At 64.0% G+C, this 21877-nt stretch carries 24 protein-coding genes and 2 pseudogenes; 8 read left to right on the top strand and 18 right to left on the bottom strand.

Features of this window, described 5'->3' with window-relative positions; all coding sequences use genetic code 11:
• Nucleotides 1-465 (bottom strand): histidine kinase, encoded by a 465-nt coding sequence (locus tag AC07FD_RS28800; protein ID WP_478352601.1) that lies wholly within the window; start codon nt 463-465, stop codon nt 1-3.
• Between the two features lie 278 nt (nt 466-743).
• On the opposite strand from AC07FD_RS28800, the pseudogene AC07FD_RS28795 reads away from it, so the two are divergent.
• The 4 genes and pseudogenes from AC07FD_RS28795 to AC07FD_RS28780 form a co-directional block, all read left to right on the top strand.
• Nucleotides 744-932, top strand: a pseudogene (locus tag AC07FD_RS28795) (adenylate/guanylate cyclase domain-containing protein); the annotation flags it as partial.
• Nucleotides 886-1610, top strand: a pseudogene (locus AC07FD_RS28790) (XRE family transcriptional regulator). The pseudogenes AC07FD_RS28795 and AC07FD_RS28790, both read left to right, overlap by 47 nt.
• A 555-nt stretch (nt 1611-2165) precedes the next feature.
• A complete protein-coding gene (locus tag AC07FD_RS28785) occupies nt 2166-2417 on the top strand; it encodes a hypothetical protein (RefSeq protein ID WP_477284617.1) in 252 nt (83 codons plus the stop codon).
• A gap of 68 nt (nt 2418-2485) precedes the next feature.
• Entirely contained in the window at nt 2486-2635 is a 150-nt protein-coding gene (locus AC07FD_RS28780; protein WP_478352600.1) for a hypothetical protein, read from the top strand.
• Between the two features lie 40 nt (nt 2636-2675).
• On the opposite strand, the gene AC07FD_RS28775 is transcribed toward AC07FD_RS28780, so the two are convergent.
• The 4 genes from AC07FD_RS28775 to AC07FD_RS28760 are packed head-to-tail and all read right to left on the bottom strand — an operon-like array spanning nt 2676 to nt 4898.
• Entirely contained in the window at nt 2676-3572 is an 897-nt protein-coding gene (locus AC07FD_RS28775) for an energy transducer TonB family protein (protein ID WP_478352599.1), read from the bottom strand.
• Nucleotides 3569-4036 carry a TonB system transport protein ExbD gene (exbD, locus tag AC07FD_RS28770; protein WP_478352598.1) on the bottom strand — a complete coding sequence of 156 codons (468 nt, stop codon included), beginning with the start codon at nt 4034-4036 and terminating at the stop codon, nt 3569-3571. The genes AC07FD_RS28775 and exbD overlap by 4 nt, the downstream gene beginning before the upstream one ends.
• A 26-nt stretch (nt 4037-4062) precedes the next feature.
• Nucleotides 4063-4779, bottom strand: a complete 717-nt coding sequence (exbB, locus tag AC07FD_RS28765; protein WP_478352597.1) for a tonB-system energizer ExbB — start codon at nt 4777-4779, stop codon at nt 4063-4065.
• On the bottom strand, nt 4770-4898 hold the full coding sequence (locus AC07FD_RS28760; protein WP_478352596.1) for a hypothetical protein: 129 nt from the start codon (nt 4896-4898) through the stop codon (nt 4770-4772). The genes exbB and AC07FD_RS28760 overlap by 10 nt, the downstream gene beginning before the upstream one ends.
• A 75-nt stretch (nt 4899-4973) precedes the next feature.
• Here AC07FD_RS28760 and AC07FD_RS28755 point away from each other — a divergent pair, with 75 nt between their 5' ends.
• On the top strand, nt 4974-5165 hold the full coding sequence (locus tag AC07FD_RS28755; RefSeq protein ID WP_478352595.1) for a hypothetical protein: 192 nt from the start codon (nt 4974-4976) through the stop codon (nt 5163-5165).
• The gene (locus AC07FD_RS28750) at nt 5131-5805 is read left to right on the top strand and encodes a cysteine hydrolase family protein (RefSeq protein ID WP_478352594.1); all 675 of its coding nucleotides are present in this window, start codon (nt 5131-5133) and stop codon (nt 5803-5805) included. Before AC07FD_RS28755 ends, AC07FD_RS28750 begins: the two co-directional genes overlap by 35 nt.
• 16 nt (nt 5806-5821) lie before the next feature.
• Here the strand turns inward: AC07FD_RS28750 and AC07FD_RS28745 are convergent, their stop codons facing one another.
• Both AC07FD_RS28745 and AC07FD_RS28740 read right to left on the bottom strand, forming a co-directional pair.
• Nucleotides 5822-6769, bottom strand: a complete 948-nt coding sequence (locus tag AC07FD_RS28745) for an LLM class flavin-dependent oxidoreductase (RefSeq protein ID WP_478352638.1) — start codon at nt 6767-6769, stop codon at nt 5822-5824.
• Nucleotides 6770-6906: 137 nt separating this feature from the next.
• Complete coding sequence (locus tag AC07FD_RS28740; protein ID WP_095084108.1) at nt 6907-7062, bottom strand: hypothetical protein; 156 nt, start codon at nt 7060-7062, stop codon at nt 6907-6909.
• A gap of 291 nt (nt 7063-7353) precedes the next feature.
• On the opposite strand from AC07FD_RS28740, the gene AC07FD_RS28735 reads away from it, so the two are divergent.
• Complete coding sequence (locus AC07FD_RS28735) at nt 7354-8121, top strand: SDR family NAD(P)-dependent oxidoreductase (protein WP_478352593.1); 768 nt, start codon at nt 7354-7356, stop codon at nt 8119-8121.
• A gap of 28 nt (nt 8122-8149) precedes the next feature.
• Here AC07FD_RS28735 and AC07FD_RS28730 read toward each other — a convergent pair whose 3' ends face one another.
• The 7 genes from AC07FD_RS28730 to AC07FD_RS28700 form a co-directional block, all read right to left on the bottom strand.
• The gene (locus tag AC07FD_RS28730; protein WP_478352592.1) at nt 8150-9094 is read right to left on the bottom strand and encodes an ABC transporter permease; all 945 of its coding nucleotides are present in this window, start codon (nt 9092-9094) and stop codon (nt 8150-8152) included.
• A complete protein-coding gene (locus AC07FD_RS28725; protein ID WP_478352591.1) occupies nt 9091-10146 on the bottom strand; it encodes an ABC transporter permease in 1056 nt (351 codons plus the stop codon). Before AC07FD_RS28725 ends, AC07FD_RS28730 begins: the two co-directional genes overlap by 4 nt.
• On the bottom strand, nt 10146-11657 hold the full coding sequence (locus AC07FD_RS28720; RefSeq protein WP_478352590.1) for an ABC transporter ATP-binding protein: 1512 nt from the start codon (nt 11655-11657) through the stop codon (nt 10146-10148). Before AC07FD_RS28720 ends, AC07FD_RS28725 begins: the two co-directional genes overlap by 1 nt.
• A 174-nt stretch (nt 11658-11831) precedes the next feature.
• Nucleotides 11832-12863: a BMP family protein gene (locus tag AC07FD_RS28715; RefSeq protein ID WP_478352589.1), complete on the bottom strand. Its 1032-nt coding sequence runs from the start codon at nt 12861-12863 to the stop codon at nt 11832-11834.
• Nucleotides 12864-13018: 155 nt separating this feature from the next.
• Nucleotides 13019-14224, bottom strand: coding sequence for a 3-oxoadipyl-CoA thiolase (gene pcaF / locus AC07FD_RS28710; protein ID WP_478352588.1), 1206 nt, complete (start codon nt 14222-14224; stop codon nt 13019-13021).
• Between the two features lies 1 nt (nt 14225).
• Nucleotides 14226-15023 carry a CoA-transferase subunit beta gene (locus tag AC07FD_RS28705; RefSeq protein ID WP_478352587.1) on the bottom strand — a complete coding sequence of 266 codons (798 nt, stop codon included), beginning with the start codon at nt 15021-15023 and terminating at the stop codon, nt 14226-14228.
• Nucleotides 15020-15877 carry a CoA transferase subunit A gene (locus AC07FD_RS28700; RefSeq protein ID WP_478352586.1) on the bottom strand — a complete coding sequence of 286 codons (858 nt, stop codon included), beginning with the start codon at nt 15875-15877 and terminating at the stop codon, nt 15020-15022. Before AC07FD_RS28700 ends, AC07FD_RS28705 begins: the two co-directional genes overlap by 4 nt.
• A 121-nt stretch (nt 15878-15998) precedes the next feature.
• Here AC07FD_RS28700 and AC07FD_RS28695 point away from each other — a divergent pair, with 121 nt between their 5' ends.
• Nucleotides 15999-16769: an IclR family transcriptional regulator domain-containing protein gene (locus tag AC07FD_RS28695; RefSeq protein ID WP_478352585.1), complete on the top strand. Its 771-nt coding sequence runs from the start codon at nt 15999-16001 to the stop codon at nt 16767-16769.
• A gap of 66 nt (nt 16770-16835) precedes the next feature.
• Here AC07FD_RS28695 and AC07FD_RS28690 read toward each other — a convergent pair whose 3' ends face one another.
• The 4 genes from AC07FD_RS28690 to AC07FD_RS28675 are packed head-to-tail and all read right to left on the bottom strand — an operon-like array spanning nt 16836 to nt 21742.
• Nucleotides 16836-18125 carry an NAD(P)/FAD-dependent oxidoreductase gene (locus AC07FD_RS28690; protein ID WP_478352584.1) on the bottom strand — a complete coding sequence of 430 codons (1290 nt, stop codon included), beginning with the start codon at nt 18123-18125 and terminating at the stop codon, nt 16836-16838.
• Nucleotides 18125-19504, bottom strand: coding sequence for a glutamine synthetase family protein (locus tag AC07FD_RS28685; RefSeq protein WP_478352637.1), 1380 nt, complete (start codon nt 19502-19504; stop codon nt 18125-18127). Before AC07FD_RS28685 ends, AC07FD_RS28690 begins: the two co-directional genes overlap by 1 nt.
• Before the next feature lie 5 nt (nt 19505-19509).
• Nucleotides 19510-20793, bottom strand: a complete 1284-nt coding sequence (locus AC07FD_RS28680; protein ID WP_478352583.1) for a nucleotide disphospho-sugar-binding domain-containing protein — start codon at nt 20791-20793, stop codon at nt 19510-19512.
• Between the two features lie 10 nt (nt 20794-20803).
• Complete coding sequence (locus AC07FD_RS28675) at nt 20804-21742, bottom strand: GntR family transcriptional regulator (protein ID WP_478352582.1); 939 nt, start codon at nt 21740-21742, stop codon at nt 20804-20806.
• Between the last annotated feature and the right edge of the window lie 135 nt (nt 21743-21877).

Raw genomic sequence — 21877 nt, 5'->3', positions numbered from 1 at the left:
TTATTTGCGTTCCGGCGCCCAATTGAGGAAGAGGCCGATGTCACCAGGAACTCCGCCCGGGAAGTTAATAACCATGGCTTTGAGCTTGTAACCTTGCGGCTTCCCAATGTCCAGGTAGCGCTGGTAGAATTGCTTGGCTTTACCCTGGAGGGTTTCGGTCCATTGCGGATCGGAGCTGTTGATGGCTCGGCCGCTATCGGTACACAGGTCCGAAGGGAAGCTGTATACTAGTGCTTCGTACTTGCCATTCTTGACAGCGTTCATCACCAGGCGGCGGACCATTGCGATTTCATCGTCGTTCACTTGGTCCTTCAGGAAACTGTTTGTAAACTTCGTGAGTTCCTCATTCTCTCTCGCTCGCAGTTTTTCCTGCTTGTCTGCCTCTACCATCTGCTCCTTCAGAAGAGCCAGTCGCAGTTGCTCAGCACTTGGCGGGGCTGCACTTGTGTCTACGTCTTTGGCCATTTGCTCCTCCACCGAACCGTCCGAGAATTGAACACCAAAGCAGTCGCCGGTCTCGTTCGTTGGGCTCAATTCATGCCACCCAACCGCAAGACGCAAATCAGCATGGGTAGTCGACTAAGGCAGGCTGCCAGCCGCGCGTTTAAGGGGATCGGACGCCGCAGCAAGAAGTCTTGTCTTCGCAATCAGCTACCATTCCATAATGGCATCTGGGGACATCAAGGTCAATTCGCGACAGGCGGCAGACTGTGCCTCGACAGCGTTGCCGCTACGACCGGTCGCTTGATCGTCGACGCGGTGCCATCGAGGTGCAGGCCGCCATGCTCGAACGCAATGCAGGTGTTACGATCGAGCGCCCTATTGAGTTTCGCATCGGAATCCACACAGGAGACGTCGTTGAGGAGAGCGACGGCGACCTCATGGGTGACGGCGTCAACATCGCGGCGGGCCTGGAAGGCGTCGTTACCGCAGTTCGAACGCTACCTGCAAGCACAGACCGTTCCTAACAAGGCCACCGCCAAGCTGATATGCCACTACTTCCGGGTCGATGAAGCTGAACTGTACCGGGATCCCGGTGTCCCCGAGCCCAGGGGGCGTGGCCTGCCGCCAATTTCCGAGAGCCTATTCCCTCAGATGATCCGCCCTCCCAGTCCATCGATCGCGGGAGGCACCTATTTCGCCTATTTTTTCGATTCCGCACCACCCCGACCCGTTGATGCGATCGGTGACCTTCGTGCGGCGCGAAGCCGAAACTGGTCACCTTCAGAAGGGTCACCGGATGGTCGGAACGGCGGGGATCGGCATGGGCACAGGCGCGCGGCAACCACCATGGGGAGGCGACCTCGCGTCTGAACTGGATCTATTTCAGCGGCATCAACCGCCGCCAGACTGGCGAGCCGTCGCTGATCTCCGTGCAATAGGCCCCCATCTCCGAACCGACGCTGACGGGCAAGGCCATGCTTCTGACCGAGGCTTGGCCGGCATTCGTGTCCGTCATCATGCGGCGCGACATATCCAACATCCGCCCGAGGCACGCCATCAGCATGGCACATGTCGTCAGGCTCGACGATCCGAGCGTCGACCAACTGGTGGTCAGCCTCACCCGGCACGGGCTAAGCCCTCCCGGCCACGCTGTTTACGCTAAATAAGAATAAAAATGCACCAAAAGAGCGCATACCAACGATTGTCAAACTCTGCATCTGAACAAAATCGATATTTTACACTTAACCGTCAGGAAAGATACGTCGCACGAACGCCTTTTGCGCGCTGCTTTATTGCAATTTTAACAAACCATTAACTCTTTCGACCTTACCTTTCTTGTCGTGGATCCTCGTTTTTAGGGTCTTTCAACGGGTCCCATGAGGGTCAGGAAGGATGAAAATGGCCAGGAAAGTGACCCCCGCTCGAAAGCTGACGATTGCCGCCGGCACGCAGACTGTCTTCTTTTCGCAGGACCGACCGTATCGGCCAGAATATGATGCTTGCGGCGACCAATCATGGCCTGTCGGCATGCCCCACCGCCGCTCAGTCATTCGGCGATCAAGCGCCTGCCTGGTCTCGCTCGCCTTACCGATGCCCCGATCTTTGCCTTGACCATCTCGACCCCGCAAGCATGCCACCTACGGCCGGTCAGTCCATCAATTAGTCGGCTTATCATGCGAGTGACGCGTTCCCTGAGTTCCACCAGATGACAGGAGAAGCACGTGCCAAACCAATCCTTACGTCAGTCGGAGATCGATAGTCTTCAATATATCTCGTCGATGACCAACGAGCTCGTGCAGATGGCCGAGGCAAGCCGTTTTCCCATGATCTCCTATCTGCTGGGCATGGCCTATGCCGAAGCCTTCGACGTCCTTCGCGGCGCACGGCCGGCCAGGCATCCGCAGCTCAGCGGCAACCCGCTACATCCCAAGGCGCAGCCAAAGGACAATCGCGCTCACGCAAGGAGAGCGTAGCCACATGCGATCGTCGGCCGCGTGCGCGGGAGCAGGTCGACCTTCCGGCCGAACCGCTGGGAGACACTGTGCGCGTTGCAAGGCCTGCTGCCGCTGCTGAAAAGAGCCGCCGCCGATATTGGCGAGCCGACATGATCTACTGGTTCGAACAGGCCGATACCGAGGTCGCCAACATCATCAAGGCAGGCCGTCCGATGCGGCCGCCATTGCGGCCTTGATTGCATTTGCAGGCCGGCCTCATCTGAATATCAACAGACCTTAGTTGCGCAGGCTGAACACGAACGGTGCCGTGCGGCTTTGGGGCGCGCCAAGTTCCGGCGGCGGTGCCGGCACGGTGGCGCCTTGCAGCACGGCGAGCGCAGCACGGTCCAGATCGGCATCCCCGGAGGAACGGGTGAGCCTGGCAGACAGGACCCGGCCGGACGAGTCGACCGTGAAGGCGACATACGGCTTGCCTTCCACGCCTCGGGCCTTGGCTGAACTGGGATAGCGCGTGTGCCGCTTGATCCAGGCCCCCAGGCGGGAGTCCCATTTGCTGGAATCGCCGGACCGCGATGCCGATTCCGCCGACTTCGGCGCGGCCGTCCTGGCGGCCGGCCTCGCATCGGCGCTGGCGATGCTCGCCGTGTTCGGCGGCGCCGCTGTCTCCTTCCTCGGCCGCGGTTTTGGTCTGTCGACAGGCTTTTTCGCCTTGGCCTCGACCGGCTTGGGTTGTGGCAATGGAATAGCCACGTCGGGTGCGACGGCCTCGACAATATCGGGGACGACCTCATCCGGCGACGGCTGGTCGACCTGTTCAGCCACCTCGGTCTGGGTGGGTTCGGTCTCATCGGGCGGGACGACTTGCCGCTGTTCGACAACCGGCTGTGCCTTCTCGACCAGTTCGGGCGTCGGCTCGGTCTGATCGGGTGTCACCGCGTCCAGCACGGCCACCTGTTCCTCGACCGCCGGCATCACCACCATCGGGGCCATCTCGATCACCTGGGCCGGTGGCGGGCCACCATCGGCTTCGTCGACCATGCTGAAGTTCTGCACGGCATAAGCGACCGCGACATGCGCTCCAAGCACCAGCGCGGCCGCACCCGCCCACAAGCCAAGGTCGCGGCGGCTGAAGCGCGACAACTCGACCAAGGGCAAGGCGGCCGCTTGCGTCATGGCACTGCTGCTCTCGTGGTGGCGGGCGCCGGGGCATCGGCCGCGGGACCCGTTTCCAGGCCGACCAGCGCGATCTTCAGATAGCCCGCCCGGCGCAGCAGGTTCATCGCCTCCATCAGGTCGCCATAGGCCACCGCCTTGTCGGCGCGCAGGAAGATGCGCGTTTGCTTGTCGCCCTTCGTCCTGCTGTCCAACGTGGCGGCGAAAGCCGGGCGCGGGACACTGTCGTTGCCGATCGCCAGCGTCAGATCGTCCTTCAGCGTCAGGAACAACGGTGTTTCCGGCCGCGGCGCGGGCATAGCGGTCGAGCCCGGAAGATCGACATTGACATCCACCGTCGCCAGCGGTGCGGCGACCATGAAGATGATCAACAGCACCAGGATGACATCGATGAACGGGGTGACGTTGATCTCGTGGCTTTCCTCGAGATCGTCGTCCATGGTCTGTCGGATTCTCCTTGCCATGGCCTTGCTCCGCTAGTCCGCCACCATCATTCCGCGGCCATCGCCGTTGCCGGCGCGACACTGCGGAAGTCGAGGTCACGGCTGACCAGCCGTTCGACACCCGCCGAGGCATCGGCGAGGATCTGCCGGTAGCCGGCTATCGAGCGCGCAAAGACGTTGTAGATGACGACAGCCGGTATGGCAGCGACAAGACCCATCGCCGTGGCCAGCAGCGCTTCGGCGATGCCAGGCGCGACCACGGCGAGATTGGTGGTCTGCGCCTGCGAGATGCCGATAAAGGCGTTCATGATGCCCCAGACGGTACCGAACAACCCGACGAAAGGCGCGGTCGAGCCGATCGTCGCCAGCAGGCCGGTGCCACGCGACATGCGCCGTGACGCCGCCGCCTCGATGCGCGACAGGCGCGAGGTGACCCGTTCCTTCAGCCCGTCTCCCGAGACATGTTCGAGCGCTCCGGCCGAGAGTGCGACCTCCGCCGCCGCGGCCCGCACCAGAAGCGCGCCGGGGCCGACGCTGCGGTCGAGCGCACGGCTGGCCTGCTTCAAGGTGGCGGCATCGCTGATCGCCCGTACGGCATGACGGATGCGCAGCTTACCGGCGAAAATCTCCAGCGATTTGGCCAGCCATACCGTCCAGGTGACGAGGGAGGCGAAGGCCAGCCCGATCATCACCGCCTTGACGATGATATCGGCCGCCATGAACATGCCCCATGGCGACAGATCGTGCGGCAAAGTCAGTTCCATTGCTGTCGAAGGCCCTCCAGATCGAGCGAAACCGGACCGAGCAGCGTCCGCTCGCCGACAGCAAAGCGCACCGCGTCGATGTGGAAGGCCGTCTGGGCATCAATTCCAGCCACGGTCATGGCTCTTCTCCAGTACGGCCGCCGCAATTCCAGATACTGGTTGTCGGCAGGCCGATGCCAGGTTGATTATAAAACATGACATTGCTAGTCAACATTGAAGGTGAGTGTAACGATCAACAATTGGTTGCGACCGTCAATATCGGCGCGAAATTCGGATCCGCGCCGCCGGCATCTGGTGTCGTCGCGTTGTTGCAAAGTGCTATGGTGCCGGTCCAAAAAACGGGAGCCAAAGATGATCAAGGCGACGCCCTTCGACTTCCCTTATGACGGCAGGCTGGTCGCCGAAAACACCGCGCTCGTCGTCATCGACCTGCAGCAGGATTTCCTGTCGACGACGGGCTATTTTGCCAGGCAGGGATATGACCCCTCGCCACTGAGGGCGATCCTGCCGACCGTGGGCCGGCTGATCGCCGCCGCCCGCAAGGCCGGTGTCAGGATCATCCACACGAGGCAGGGCTATCGGGCAGACATGGCCGACATGACACCTTACGAGAAATGGCGCCGCAAGCGCGCCGGTCTCGAAGGCACCGAAATCCTGCTCCGTTCAGGCCCGGGGTTTCAGATCGTTCCGGAGATCGATGTCGCGCCGCAGGACGTCGTCGTCGACAAGACCTGCAACAGCGCCTTCACCTATACGGATTTCGAGCTTGTGCTGCGCGCGCAAGGCATCACGCATCTGATGTTCACCGGCTGCACGACGGATGTCTGCGTCCACACCACGCTGCGCGAGGCCTGCGACCGCAACTTTCAGTGCCTGACGATTTCCGATGCCTGTGCCAGCGGAGATCAAAAGGCCCATGAGGCAGCGCTTCATATGGTGACGGTCGAGGACGGCGTCTTCGGCGCGCTAGCGGAGTCTGCCGCCGTCATCGAAGGCCTGTCGCGGCTGAGTGGCGCGACAGGTTGATTGCAAGGGCGCCTGCTCAGCCCGCTGCGCGCACCACTTGCGGGACGCGCGGCGCATATGCCCCGGGCTGCGGCACCTCCGCCTCACGACGCGCCAGCGAATTGCGCAGCAGGGCGATCGTTTCACGGCCGGCCGTTGCGATCTCTCGCGGCGTGTCGACGCCGATAATCATGAATTCATCGATCCCGAGAGCCGCATAGGCAAGCAGCGACAGGGCGGCCTGCGCCGGCGGCCCGGCAACATCGACCGCCTTGTGGCCGGCGGCGGCAGCGCCCCGGTGAATCCTGACCGGAAGCGCAAAGCGCAGTCTGCCGGCCCGGCCATGTTCGGCGGCGGCGGCGCGTACCCGCTCCATCAACTGCCGGACCTCGTCGATCGAACCCGGCGCCAGTTCGAAGACATCGGCATGCCGGCCGGCCACCTTAAGCGCCGTTCCGGACTGCCCACCCATGCGGATGACCAGGTCGGCACCGTGCGGACCCTTGCGCGGCACATAGCCGCCCTTGATGCTGTAGAACGCGCCCTCATGGTCGAACGGCCGGTCGTTCGACCATAAGCGCTTCAGCAGGACCAGATATTCGTCGATGCGCTGCCAGATTACGGTGTGCCCGACCGGCCGCGTTTCGGCGTCGTCGTCGCTCAGTGGTTCGCTGATCATCCTGAGCGCCAGCCGTCCGCCGCTTTTCCTGTCGATCGACGCCAGCTGGCGCGCCGCCACCGTCGGTTCGACCACGCCCGCCCAATGGGTGAGCACGACCTCCAGCGAAGACGTCCGGTCCAGCACCTGGCCTGCAAGATCCATATTGGTCAGCAGCCCGGCCGAATCGTCGACGACGATCTTGCGGAAGCCGCCGTCCTCGATCAGCCCGAGCTTGGTCGCGGTCTCGGCAAAGTCGTAGAAAAAGGGAACGGCGCCACTAGCGGGATGGCTCTTCCCGGGAACATGCGTGAACTCGATCGGCATTGCCATCTCCTCCATCTCTGGAATCACTGATGCGGTGAAATTCGAATCCCAGCCGCGCGAAAGCGCGCCGAGGACCCGGTTCATTCAACTCCGATTGCCTGAAAGCGGTGGGCAGCTAATCCCGTCGATCCGACGACTCAGGGAATAAGGCCCAGAACGACTGCCCCGGTGAACACGAACGCAAGGGCAAAGACGATGTAGGCGAAAGCACCGGCATAGGCCGGGCGAAAGGCCTGGGCATTGACCAGCCTCTGGCTGCTGCGATCCGTCTGAGCGTTCTGGATATAGGACATATCGACCTCCGTCTCGCCGGTTAATCTATAAAACTTGTAGACTTTGTCGATTGCTATTTTTCGAGCATGGGCAGAATAATTCTCTGATATCTGATCAAGAATTGGTACCAAGTTGCTGGGATGGCGTGCTTTGGCCACAGCTCGACACGGCACGCCGTGCATTGCTCTCGCCCTGAATGGACCTGTGGCCTTGTCCTCGCCGCACCCAAATCATGCATTGGCCGCCCGGAGCGCGCGCGATAGCATCGCCCGATCGGCAAACACGAAATCGTCTGACAGGGGAGCAGAAAAATGGGCGCGAGACTGGCCGGCAAGGTCGCCATCATTTCGGGCGGCGCGACGGGGATGGGCGGAGCGGCTTCGGAGCTGTTCGCCGCGGAAGGTGCCAAGGTGGCGATCATCGACCGCAATGGCGAAGCAGCCGCCGCAACCGCGGCGGCGATCCGCGCGCGGGGGTACATCGCCGAACACTGGGTCGCCGACGTGTCCGATGAAACTCAGGTCGAGGCGGCAGTGAAGGGCGCGACCGAAAAACTCGGCCCGATCACCGTCCTGTTCAACCATGCCGGCACCATCGTCATAAAGCCGTTCCTGGAGACGACGGTGCAGGAGTGGGACTGGCTGCATGCCGTCAACGTGCGCTCGATGTTCCTGATGACGCGCGCCGTGCTGCCCGGCATGATATCGACCGGTGGCGGCTCGATCGTCTGCACCTCGTCGATCTCGGCGGTGGCGGCGACGCCGATGGAGGTGCTCTACGACACCACCAAGGGCGCCTGCCACATGTTCGCGCGCGCCATCGCCGTCGAGTTCCGCGACCGCAACATCCGCTGCAACGCGGTCTGCCCCGGCTTCATCCGCACGCCGCACGGCCTGCGCGAGGTTGCCGATCTCGGTCGGCTCGGCATCGATGTCTCAGACGCCGCACTGGCCGCGCAGCAGGGCCGTATCGGCGAGCCGGAAGAGGTGGCCAGGGCCGCGCTTTACCTGGCCAGCGACGAATCCAGCTTCGTCAACGGCACGCATCTGTTCGTCGACAATGGGTTTACGGCGATGTGACCAGCGGGACGCTGACAGCCCTTGGCTGTCAGCGCTCCTCGCGACGAAACGGCTTGAGCAGGGCTGACGGCGCCACCGCGTTGCGCGACATGACAGCCATGGCGACAATGGTGAAGATGAAGGGCAGCATCAGGAATGCCTCGTAGGGGATATGCCCCAGCCCGCTCGCCTGCATACGCAGTTGCAAGGCATCGACAAAGGCGAACAGCAGCGCAGCCCCTGCCGAACGCCACGGATCCCAGCGGCCGAACACGACGAGCGCGATCGCCACCCAGCCGCGCCCCGACACCACGCCGAAGGTGAAGGCGTTGAACTGCGCCATCGACAGGAAGGCGCCGGCCAGCCCCATCAGCGCACCGCCGAGGATGACCGCCTGGAAGCGCGTTGCGATGACGCTGACACCGGCCGAGTCGGCGGCGCGCGGATTTTCGCCGACCATGCGCACCGACAGGCCCCAGGGCGTGCGGTAGAGGACGAAGGCGGCCAGCGGAATGGCAAGGATCGCCATGTAGACCAGCGCAAACTGGTTGAACACCGCCGGTCCGAGCACCGGAAGGCTGGAGAGGACCGGGATAGGCAGCGTCTCGAACCCCTTGATGCTTGGCGGCACCGATTGCTGGCCGAAGATCAGCCGATAGAGGAAATAGGCGAGGCCCGAAGAGAACAGCGTGACACCAATGCCGCAGACATGCTGGCTGAGGCCCAGCGCCACCGTGAACAGCGCATGCAGCGCACCCATCAGCATGCCGGTCAGCACGGCGACGAGCACGCCGAGCCACAGGCTGCCGCTGAGGCTGGTGGCGGTGAAGCCGGTCATCGCCGACAACAGCATGATGCCTTCGATGCCGAGATTGAGCACGCCGGCGCGCTCGGAGAACATTTCGCCAAGCGTCGCGAAAGCAAGCGGCGTGGCGATGCGGATGATCGCGGCCAGGAAGCCGACCTGAAAGATCTGTTCGAACACCGCGCTCATCGGGCCACTCCGACGCGGCGGATGCGGTAGGCGGTGAACAGCAGCGCCACCAGCATGGCAAGCAATGCGGTGCCTTGGATGACATCGCTGAGGAAGGCCGGCACTCCGGTCGCGCGCGACATCGCCTCGGCGCCGGTCATCACGGCGGCCAGGAAGATTGCCGCCGGCACCACGCCGAGCGGATTGAGCCGCGCCAGCATGGCAACGACGATGCCGGAATAGCCGTAGCCCGGCGAGATGTCGCTCATCACCTGGAAATGCACGCCGCCGACCTCGCCGACCCCAGCGAGCCCGGCCAGAGCCCCGGACAGCAGCGCGGTCGAGATCAGCACCCGCTCGACATGGATGCCGCCATAGCGTGCGGCTTCCGGGTTCTCGCCGGTGACCCTGATCCGGAAGCCGAGCGTCGTGCGCACGATCAGGAACCAGATCAATGGCGCCGCCAGCAGCGCCACGACAACGCCGAGATGCAGCCGCGTGCCTTCGAGCAGCACCGGAAAGTTGGCCGAATCCTCGATCGGCGGCGAAATCGGATAGCCACTGAAACTGTCTTTCCACGGCCCTTCGATCAGCGCCATCAGCGCATAGTAGATGACCGAATTGAGGAGCAGCGAGCTGACCACGTCATCGACCTTGAATTTGACCCGCAGTGTCGCCGGCACCAAGGCAACCGCCGCGCCGGCGGCGGCACCGGCCACCGCCATCAACAGCATGGCGAGCGGTCCCGGCATCGGGATCGCGCCGACAAAGCAGCTTGCCACCGCGCCGGCCAGCAATTGCCCCTCGGCGCCGATGTTCCAGAATTTTGCCCGGAAGGCGACCGCCACCGCCAGCCCGGTGAAGATCATCGGCGCGGCACGCACCATCGTTTCGGTGATCGCGTAGCTGTCGCCCAGCGAGGCCGTGAACATCACGCCATAGGCTTCGATGACGCCGGCGCCGGCCAACGCGATCAGGCCGCTGCACAGGACAAGCGTGGCTGCGATCGCCAGCAGCGGCAGGGCCAAATTGAACCAGGCGGGCGTCGAGGTGCGGACTTCCAGGCGAAACATCAACTGTGCCCCTCCGCGCCGGTCATCATCAGCCCAAGCCGGGCCACCGTCGCATCGGCGCTGTCGAGCGTGCCGGCGATTCGGCCCTCATACATCACCGCGATGCGGTCGCAGAGCGCCAGCAGTTCCTCGAGATCCTCGCCGATGACGACAATGCCGCAGCCCTTGGCCCGCATGTCGAGGAACTTCTCGTGGATGAAGCGGGCGGCACCGATATCAAGGCCGCGCGTCGGCTGCGAGACGATCAGCACCTTCGGATCGAAGGCGAGTTCGCGCGCCAGCAGCGCCTTCTGCAGATTGCCGCCCGACAGCGCCCCGGCGCGGGTCATCGGCCCGGGGCAGCGAATGTCATAGGCCTTGATCTGCGCCTCGGCGAAGGCACGGATCGCATCCGGCTTGAGCAGGCCCCTGCTGCTGAACGCCGCCGTCCCGATGCGCGGCAGCACCATCGAATCGGCGAGCGGCAGGTTGGTGACCAGGCCGGTCGTCATGCGGTCTTCCGGGATGCGGCCGAGACCGAGCGCCTGCACCTCGCGCGGCGAATACCCAGACACTTTCTGGCCGGCAATGGTCATCTGGCCTGCATCGGGCACGCGCACGCCGGAGATCACTTCCGCCAGGGCGCGCTGGCCGTTGCCCGAGACACCGGCAATGCCGAGGATCTCGCCAGCGCGGACGGCAAGCGACACGTCGCGTAATGCCGTGCCCGAATGCCGCGATGTCGAAATACCGTCGAGCGTCAGCACCGCTGCACCGGGGGTTGATGGCCCCCTCGCCGGCGGCACGATCTCGTGGCCACACATCAGTTGCGCCATTGCGGCCGATGTCGTGTTGGCGGGGTCGTCGACGCGGCCGGCGACGCGGCCATGCCGAAGCACCGTGCAGCGATGGGTCAGCGCCCGCACTTCATTGAGCTTGTGCGAGATGAAGATGATGCCGAGGCCCTGCGCCGCCATCGACCGTAGCGCCGAAAACAGCCCGTCGACCTCCGTTGGCGCCAGTACCGCTGTCGGCTCGTCGAGGATCAACAGCCTGGCACCGCGAAACAGCGCCTTGACGATTTCGAGCCGCTGCTGCTCGCCGACCGACAGCGCCGACACCGGAAGGTCGGGATCAAGCGTCAGCCCATGCTGGCGGCCGATCTCTGCCAGCCGCGCCATCCCGCCGGCGCGGTCGATCCGCCCTGATCGGCCTGATATGCCGATGAGCAGGTTTTCCAGCACCGTCAGCCTCGGCGCCAGGTGAAAATGCTGGTGCACCATGCCGATGCCGGCGGCCAGCGCATCGGCCGAACTGGTGATCCGCACCGGCTGGCCCTGGATGAGGATCTCACCTGCATCGGGCGCATAGGCGCCGAACAGCACGTTCATAAGCGTCGTCTTGCCGGCGCCGTTTTCGCCCAGCAGGCCAAGGATCTCTCCCTGAGCGACGCTTAGATCAACGGCCTCGTTTGCCTTGACCGCGCCGAAGCTCTTGGTAATGCCGCGCATTTCGATGAGTGGGACGGGCAAGATGGCTCCCGGTGAGATGGCGTTGGCGCAGTTCTTCACCCTCCCCCTTGTGGGGAGGGTCGGCTTGCGGTCGCAGCGAAGCGAAGATCGTAAGACGGGGTGGGGGTGTGCCCTACGAGACTCCCCACCCCGCTTCGCGGATCGACCCTCCCACAAGGGGGAGGGTGAGAAAAATCAGTCCGAAACCGGCGTGTTCTCATCCACGTCGACGCGGAAATTGCCTTCGAGGATTTCGGCCTTCTTCTTCTCGACCAACTCCTTCACGTCCGCCGGCAGCGTCTTGTCGAACTTGTGGTAGGGCGCGAGCTGCGAACCGCCCTTGGCCATGCGCGAGAAATCGCCGTAGTCCTGCGCGGTGAAGACGCCGGCCTTGACCAGTTTGATCGCCTGCTGGACGGTCGGATACATGTCCCAGACCGGGCCGGTGATGACCGTGTCGGGGCCGAGGCTCGACTGGTCGGACATGTTGGAGATGGCGAGGATCTTCTTGTCCACCGCCGCTTCGATGACACCGAAACGCTCGGCATAGATGACGTCGACACCGGCGTCGATCTGCGCGACCGCCGCTTCCTTGGCCTTCGGCGGATCGAAGAAGGAACCGATGAAGGCGACCTTCTTCTTGATGTTGGGATTGACCTCCTTGGCGCCGGCGAAGAAGGCGTTGACCAGCCGGTTCACTTCCGGAATGCCCATCGCGGCGACAGCGCCGATCGTGCCCGACTTCGACATCTTGCCGGCGATCATGCCGGACAGATAGGCTGGCTCGTGGATCCAGTTGTCGAAGACGCCGAAATTGGGTTCCGCCGGTCCGGCTCCGGAGCCGAAAAGGAAGGCGGTCTTCGGGAACTGCTTGGCGGTACGGCGCGATTCACGCTCGGCTGCGAAGGCATCGCCCAGCACCAGCTGGTAGCCGCCTTGCGCATATTCGCGCATGACGCGGCTGAAATCGGCTGTCTGCACCTTCTCCGACCATTTATACTCGATGCCGAGTTCCTTCTCGGCCTTCTGCAAGGCGACATGGATCTGGTTGTCCCATGGCTCCTCGATCGGCGTGGCGAAGATCGCCGCCACCTTCAGCTTCTTGTCCTTGCCGAAAGCGGCGCCTGGCAGCATGGCCGCAGCCAGGCCAAGCGCGCCCAATTCCAGCACATTGCGTCGCGAAAGCCCTTCGCGTTTTATCTGGATTCTATTCTTCAGGTTTTCCATTGCATTCCCCTCTGTTCGACAGCCGTGTCGAGCCGGCCGTTCGTGAAAATGTCAGACAGGGAACTATGGAACGGGTCCGGACTTTTGTCCACATGGTCAAATTTGACCGCGCCTGAACCAGCCTCGATCTTAGCCGGCCAAGAAGAGGCTGCAGATCAAGCCCGTTCGAGCGCGATCGCGATGCCCTGGCCGACACCGATGCACATGGTTGCCAGCGCATAGCGGCCGCCGCGTTCGCGAAGCTCCAGCGCCGCCGTGCCGGATATACGGGCGCCGGACATGCCGAGCGGATGGCCAAGCGCGATGGCACCGCCATTCGGGTTGACGTGCTGTGCATCCTCGGCAATGCCGAGCTGGCGCAGCACGGCGATGCCTTGCGAGGCAAAGGCTTCGTTGAGCTCGATAACGTCGAATTGCTGCGGCGAAAGCCCAAGCCGCGCGCACAGTTTTTGCGTCGCCGGCGCCGGGCCGATGCCCATGATGCGCGGCGCCACACCGGCGGCGGCACCGCCAAGGATACGGGCGATCGGCGTCAGGCCATATTTCTTGACGGCTGCTTCCGAGGCAACGATCAACGCAGCCGCCCCGTCATTGACGCCGGAGGCATTGCCGGCCGTCACCATGCCGCCCTGCCGGAACGGCGTCGGCAATTTGGCCAGCGCCTCGACCGTCGTGCCGGCACGGGGATGCTCGTCCTTCGAGACGACCACCGCATCGCCCTTGCGCTGCGGGATGGCCACCAGGGCGATTTCCTTCGCCAGCCGGCCATTGGCCTGTGCGGCGACAGCCTTGTCCTGGCTGCGCACGGCAAAGGCGTCCTGGGCCGCGCGGGAGATGGCGAACTCTTCTGCCACGTTCTCGCCGGTTTCAGGCATCGAATCGACGCCATACTGCTTTTTCATCACCGGGTTGACGAAGCGCCAGCCGATGGTGGTGTCATAGATCTCGGCGTTGCGCGAAAACGCCGTGTCGGCCTTGGGCATGACGAAGGGCGCGCGGCTCATCGATTCGACGCCGCCTGCGATCATCAGTTCGGCCTCGCCGGCCTTGATCGCCCGCGCGGCGATGGTCAGCGCATCCATACCGGAGCCGCACAGCCGGTTGACGGTGGAGCCCGGGATCTCCTTTGGTAGACCGGCCAGCAGCAGCGCCATGCGCGCCACGTTGCGGTTGTCCTCGCCGGCCTGGTTTGCGCAGCCATAGATGACGTCGTCGACGGCCTGCCAGTCGACACCGGGATTGCGCTCGACCAGTGCTTTCAGGGGTATGGCGCCAAGGTCGTCGGCGCGCACCGAGGACAGCGAGCCGCCGAAGCGGCCGATCGGCGTGCGGATGTAGTCGCAGATATAGGCCTCGGCCATGTCATGCAGCCTTTGCTTTTCCGCTTCCCTCATGCGCCGCCTTGGTGCGGGCCTGCAGGTCGCGCAGTGTCGTCAGTTCGAGTTCGCTTGGCGCCGGCGTTTCGTCAAGCGCCTCCGCGAACTTTACCATCCAGCCACAGGTCTCCTGCACCTGCTGGCGCGTGACACCGGGATGCAACGACACGACCGTGAATTCCTTGGTCACCGGGTCCGGCTTCCAGATGGCGAGATCGGTGATCAGCAAGGTCGGGCCCGCAGTGTCGATGCCAACCCGCTTTCGATGATCGCCGCCCTCGCCATGGCCGAAGGAGGTGAAGAAATCGATCTTTTCGACCATGCCGCGCCTGGTCTGCGCCATGGTGATGTAGATCTCCTTCGACGACGTCGCGATTTCCGGCGCGCCGCCGCCGCCGGGCAGCCGGGTCTTGGGGTGGAAATAGTCGCCGATGACGGTGGTGTTGATGTTGCCGAACTTGTCGAGTTGGGCCGCACCCAAAAAACCGATCGAGATGCGGCCGCCCTGCAGCCAGTAGCGGAACATCTCCGGCACCGCGACCGTGGTGACGGCGGTTTCGCACAATTCGCCATCGCCGATCGACAGCGGCAGCACGTCTGGCGCGGTGCCGATCGTGCCGCTCTCATAAATCAAGGTGATGTCGGGTGCATGCGTCAGCCGCGCCACATTGCAGGCGGCGGACGGCGCGCCGATGCCGACGAAGCAGACATCGTCATTCCGCAGCGCGCGGCTGGCGGCGATCGTCATCATCTCGTTGGGGGTGAAGTCCGGATTGTCGCTCATGCCGCTTTCCTCAGATGCTCGACACGGGCCGCGAAATCGTCGGCGCTCTTCTCGATGACGTTCGCCTGCATCCACGCCTGGAATTTGTCCCGGTCGGCGGCGATCTCGTCCCATTCCAGATAGGCCGCATTGTCTCGCGCGTAATAGCCATGCGCGTAGGACGGGTGCGAACCGCCGGGCACGACGGAGATCGCCGCGATCGTCCAGCGCGGCAGCACGGTCAGATTGGGGTGCAGATCGTCGAAATTGTCGACCACTTCCTCGACCGTCACCACCGCTCGGCTAGCCGCCAGCACCGCTTCCTTCTGGATGCCGACGATGCCTTCAACCAGCACATTGCCTTTCCGGTCGGCCTTCTGCGCATGGATGAAGGTGACATCGGGCCGGATCGAGGGAACGGCCGCCAGCACCTCGCCGGTGAACGGACAGGTCACCGACTTGATGTTCGGATTGACTGCTGCCAGCCCGGCGCCGCGATAGCCGCGAAACACCGCGCAGGGCAGGCCGGCAGCACCCGCCTCATAGGCGTTGGCCATGCCGGCATGGCTGTGTTCCTCGATCTCGATCGATCTGGGAAAACCGTTCTCGATGGCGTCGCGGGCGCGCCGCAGCAGGCCGACGCCGGGATTACCGACATAGGAGAAGATGATCTTCTTCGCCATGCCCATGCCGATCATCTGGTCGTAGATCAGGTCCGGTGTCATGCGGATCAGGGTCAGGGCGCGAAACCCCTGGCGGATCGCCTCATGCGCCGCCGCCGTCGGGATCAGATGGGTGAAGCCTTCGAAGGCGACGGAGTCGCCATTGTTCAGGTTCTCGGCCACAGCCTGTTTGAGCGGCAGGAACTTGACCATCGCATCGGGCTCTCGGGTTCAAAAAAGTTCGTATTGCGAACATATGTTCTGTATGCGATACTTTTTACGTTGGGTGAGAGGTTGAGTCAATCCTGGCAAGGGTATCGTTCTGGGAGGTGAGATGGACGAAGAGGCCGCTTCCCGTGATCATGTCGGCTCGCTCGAGCGTGGCCTTGCCGTCATGGAGATCCTGGCCCGGCGTCCCTCTGGCATGACGCTGACGGAAATGGCCGAGGAAGCGGGCCTGACCCGCGCCGGCGCCCGCCGCTTTCTATTGACGCTTGTCGCCACAGACTACGCCACCCAGGCCGGCCGCGTCTTTTCGCTGTCGCCGCGCCTGCTGACGGTTGCCCGCACCTGGCTCGGTGGCGCCTCGCTATGGAGCTTCGCAGCCCCGACCATGCGGGCAGTGGCGGCTGAGTTGAACGAGGCCTGCTCGGCAGCGATCCTGTCGGGCCAGGATGTCGTCTATGTCGCCCGCATTCCCGGCCGCCGCATCCTCAGCGTCTCGCTCGACGTCGGCACCAGGCTGCCCGCCTATTGCACCTCGATGGGGCGCGTCCTGCTTGCCGGCCTGACGCCCCAGGAATTGGACGCATTTCTCGGCCAGGCGACGATCGAGAAACGGACGCCGAAGACAATCACCGACACGCGGCTGCTGGCATATGCCATTGGCAAAGCCAAAGCGGATGGCTTTGCCGTCGTCGACGAAGAGCTGGAGCTCGGCCTGCGCTCGATCGCCGTGCCGATCCGCGACCGCGCGGACCGCACGGTCGCAGCCATCAACGTCTCGACCCAGTCCGCGCGTTTCACCGTCGCGGAGATGGAACGGGAAATCCTGCCGGCGCTGCTTGAGGCCAAGCAGCGCATCGAGGATTTTTTCGTCGTCTAAGGGCCTCGTCCACCCTTCCCAACACGACGGACAGCGCCAGCGTTCGGTCGCCGCGCCGCCGTCTCCTCAATGCTTGATGCGGTCGCGCATCGCGTACCACAGCATGCCGAGCACATAGAGTGGACCGCGCAACGCCGTGCCGCCGGGGAACGGCATGGGCGTGAGCGTCGAGAACAGGTCGAGCCGCGAAGCGTCACCGGTGATCGCCTCGGCCAAAAGCTTGCCCGACAGCGTTGACAGGATGACGCCCTTGCCGGAATAGCCATGCGCGAAATAGACCTCGCCATAGTGCCCGACATGCGGCAACCGCGACGTCGTCACCGACACCAGCCCGCCCCAGGCATGATCGATGCGGCAGCCTTGAAGTTGCGGAAAGGTCTTTTCCATATGCGGCCGCACAAAGCCGGCAATGTCGGCCGGCGGCGACGGCGTGTAGCGCTCGCCGCCACCGAACAGCAGGCGCCCGTCCGCCGACATGCGGTAGTAGTTGACGACGAAGCGGGTGTCGGACACCGCGACATTGGCCGGGATGACATTGCGTTTGCCCCCCAGCGGCTCGGTGGCGACGATGTAGTTGCCGACCGGCATGATGCGGCTGTTGACGCGCGGCTCCAGCCCATTGAGCAGCGCATCGCCCGCCAGCACGACATGTCTTGCACGGACCGAACCCTTGGCCGTCGAGACGCGGATCGATGGCTCGCGCTCAAGGCGCACGGCGACCGAATTCTCATGAATGGTAACACCGGCCGCGACCGCCGCGCGGGCAAGGCCAAGGGTGTAGTTCAGCGGATGCATGTGGCCGCCAAGCGGCTCGCACATCGCGCCATGATAGGGCGTGTCGACCTTGCGGCGGGCTTCCGCCGCCGACAGGATTTCGGCATGCGGGAACTTCATCACCGTGGCCAGGCACTCCGCCTCTTCCTCGAGATCCCTGAGGTCGGAACCGTTGACCGCCCCGACCAGATGGCCGGTCAGCCTGAGGTCGCAATCGATGGCGTGGCGCTCGATGATGTCGAGCACCAGCCCGCGCGCCTCGAAGGCGAGGTCGAACAGCGCCTTTGCCCGCTCGGGCCCGTAGAGCTTGACCAGGCCCTTGGCGCCCTTGCGCAGGCCGGGGATCATCTGGCCGCCATTGCGGCCGGACGCGCCCCAGCCGATCTTGCCGCCTTCGAGCAGCACCACCTTCAGGCCGCGCTCGGCAGCGTGAAGGGCCGCCGACAGGCCAGTGCAGCCGCCGCCGACAACAACCAGGTCGGCGTCGACATCGCCCTGCAGGGCGGGATGGTCCGGCGACGGATTTGCCGTCGCGACATAGTAGGATTTGCCGATATCCAAACCGGAATTGAAACCCATCATTACACCTTCAGCAGCAGGTGGTCGCGTTCCCAGCTCGTCACCACGCCCTGGAACAGGTCGAGTTCGACGCTCTTGACGCGCAGATAGGTCTGGAAGAAATCCTCGCTGAGCAGTTCCCGCACCGGCTCGCAAGCGGTGAAACGATCCAGCGCCTCCTCCATGGTTTTCGGCAGCGTGCTTTTGATCTTGTAGGCATTGCCCGACGCCTCGACCGACCGCGCCAGCTTCTGCTCGACACCGAGATAACCCGCGAGGAGCGAACCGGCGATCGCCAGATAGGGATTGGAATCCGCACCGGGCAAGCGGTTCTCCACCCGCCGCGCGGCGCGGCCGCCGGCCGGCACCCGCAGGCCACAGGAGCGGTTGTCGTGCGACCATTCGATGTTGGCCGGCGCGCTGTGGTTCGGCCGGATGCGGCGGAACGAGTTCACGTTGGGTGCAAACAGCGGCATGATCTCCGGGACATATTTCTGCAGGCCGCCGATGAAATGGCCGAACATTTCAGTATCGGCATCATCCTTGCCGGCAAACAGCGTCTTGCCGGCTTCGTCGATGACCGACATGTGCAGATGCATGGAGCTCCCCGCCTGTGACGCGATCGGCTTGGCCATGAAGGTGGCGTGCATGCCGCTTTGCTGGGCGGCCTGGCGCGTCAACCGCTTGAACAGCAGCACCTTGTCGGCCAGCGGCAGCGCGTCGCCATGCAGGAAGTTGATCTCCAGCTGCGCCGTGCCCGATTCATGGATCAGCGTGTCGAGCGGCAGTCCGGATGCCGCCGCATAGTCATAGATGCGGCGGACCACCGGCTCGAACTCGTCCAGTGCCGCCATATCGTAGGGATGCTGCACGCTCTCGGCGCGGCCATTGCCGCCGACCGGTGCCGTCAGCGGCCGGTCGGGATCGGGATTGGGCGCGGTCAGGTAGAATTCGAGCTCCGGCGCCACCACCGCCCGCCAACCGCGCTGACGGTAGAGGTCGAGCACGGCTCTCAGCACATGGCGTGGCGAGGCCATCCATGGCCGGTCGTCCATGTGGAAGGCATCGGCGAAGACATAGGCCTTGCCTGCCCCAGCGCCGGGCGCCAGGGTAAGCGTCGAAACATCCGGCACCATGCGCATGTCCGGGTCCGAATAGGCAAAACCCTCGTCGATCGAACCGGTATAGCGGCCGTCAATGCTGACCAGGAAGGCGCTGCTCGGCAGATAGAGCGCGCGATCCTCCAGCGCCTTGAGGAACTTGGCCGCCGGCAAGGCCTTGCCACGCAGGACGCCATTCACATCAGGCACCAGGCATTCGACTTCGTTGATGCCGTGCTGGGCCAGCCAGGCCTTGGGATCGTTGCCGCTGGAGAGGGAAGTATTCGTGTTCATGTCAGGCATTTCGTTCATGTCCGTATCACAGAGAGTATGGCTTGCGCGGCCACATCCGTTCCAGGTTTCAGCGCCATATGGGCTGCATTGTCCCTGAGGCGGGCGCGCATTGCGTCATCGGCCAGCAGGCCGAGAATGGCTTTCTCCAATACTCCTTCGGTCCAGCCGTCACGGCCGATATGGTTGCCGACGCCGGTTTCCTCGGCGCGTCGGGCATTGTCGTGCCCGTCCCAGCAATAGGGCATGATCAGCGACGGCACGCCGAAGCGCAGCGCTTCGCAAAAGCTGTTATTGCCGCCGTGGTGGATGAACAGGTCTGATTTCGCCACCACCGATGGCTGCGGAAACCAGGCGTCGAGGTAGACATTGTCGGGCACAGCGCGATAGGCGTCGCGCAGGCCTCCGGCATTGACGATGAAGCGGGCCGGCAGCCTGTCGAACACGGCCAGCATGCGCTCGATCAGGCCGACATCCATGGCGCCGAGACTGCCGAAGCTGAGATAGACCAGCGGCCCGCCATTGCGCGGGAACACAGGCACTGCGAACGGCCCTTCCGAACGCACGCAGCCTTCGAGATAGACGAAGCGGGCCGGGTCGAGCGGCTCGGCGCGATCGTGGCGCACGATCGTCGGCGTCAGCAAAAGGTTGAGGTCTGGCGAGGCTTCGAGAAACAGGCCCTTCGGCAGCGGCGCCAGGCCGGCATCGGTCCGAAAACGGTTGAAGCGGTCATGCGCCGGCGCCGAGGCTCTGAGATAGCGGGCCTCGAACGCCGCGCGTTGCGGGTCGTCGGCGCCAAGCCCCGACAGATAGGGGGGCACCCGAGCGTCCGGAAGCTCGGTCTCGGCGCAGGAGACCACCCGCACCCACGGGCAGCCGGCGGCAGCGATCGCCGGGAACATGATGACATTGTCGAGCACCACCGCTTCCGGCTTCAGCCGCGCCAGCAATTGGCGCAGCGGCGCTTCGGCGTTGACCGCGGTGTCGACGATCGCCTGCCAGGTCGGCGCGACATAGGTTTCCAGCTGGTCGATCGGGCTCAGCCTGAAATGCGGCAGATGCCTGCGCACGAAGGCCTGCCAGTAGCTCTGCCGCTCGCTGTCGCTCAGCGGCTCGTCGGTCGGCAGCTGGTATTCCTGAAAACCATAGTCGGCAAAGACACCGGAGAACCCGGCATGACAGATAAAGACAGGCCGTGCGCCTTTCGCCCGCAGCGCCTGCGCGATGCCGACGCAATTCAACGCCGCGCCGAAACTCGCTTCGGGAAACAGCGCGATGGTCGGGCTGGCTCTGCGCGTCAATTAATCCTCGTCATTCCGGCCGGCTGATCATGCCGAACAGGGCGGGCGCCCCGCGACTGGCCGCTTGCGGTCGCTGGTTGCGGGAGAGCCGCAGGTGAATGCGAAGCAGATCTGCCGCCACCTCATACTGCCGGCTTTCAAGATGGTCGAGTATGCTCAGGTGCTCACGCAGCGATTGCCGCAACCGGAAGACGTTGACGCCGGCATAGATGCCCGGCAGCCGGCGCAGCCTGAGATGATCGGCCAGCGCGTCGGCCACGAAGCGATTGGCGGAGCCATCCGCCAGCATGCTGTGAAAATCGATGTCCAGCCGCTGGAACTCGCGTGTGTCGAATGCGGCGTCCGGCAGCGCTGATAGCGCTTCCATGCCTTGGCGCAAGGCCACGGCGCGTGCGCCGTCAAGCCGGAAGCCGGGGGTCAGGATGGCGGCGGGCTCCAGCAGCAAGCGGTACTCATAGCTTTCGCCTTGCGCTTCCGGGTCGTCAGGCGCGCGGCGGAAGAGCCAGGACTGGCCGGGCGCACGGTCGAGCAGATTCTCTTCCGTTAGTCTGTTAAGTGATTTTAGTACCGTCTTGCGTTCAGCATTATACCGCCGCATCAACCCGGCGACGGTCACCGTCTGGTCCAGCCGCCGCGCCGACCGGTCGCGCAGGATCGCCTCGGCGAGTTCGTCCTCCTCGGTAAGCGGCAATTCAGCGGCAACGGTCGGCTGGCTCGTGAGGTCGACGGCAAGGTGATAGCCGGAATCCGCCTCCCAACGCACAACGCCCTGTTCCACAAGCAGGCTAAGCGCCGCCCGTACCGGCGTGCGGGACACATTGCACAGCGAGGCGATCTGCTGTTCCGGCAGGCGCGCGCCGGGTTCGAAGCCGCGCTGCCGGGCCACATCCAGGATGCGCTGCGCCAGGTCGAGGTGGTTGGTGCGGGGTCGTCGGGCGGCGGCTTGCATGACAATGCTCGTGAACGGACATGACCTATATGCTTTGACCGATCGGCCTCACGGACGCAATCGGCCAGATTCCACGGTCGCTTGGCAAATTATGGATTGACGTACTTTTTTCTGCAATAGTACTGTCAGGACAAT

The sequence above is a fragment of the Mesorhizobium waitakense genome (assembly GCF_056431085.1).
This window is presented reverse-complemented; position numbering and strand designations above follow the sequence as displayed.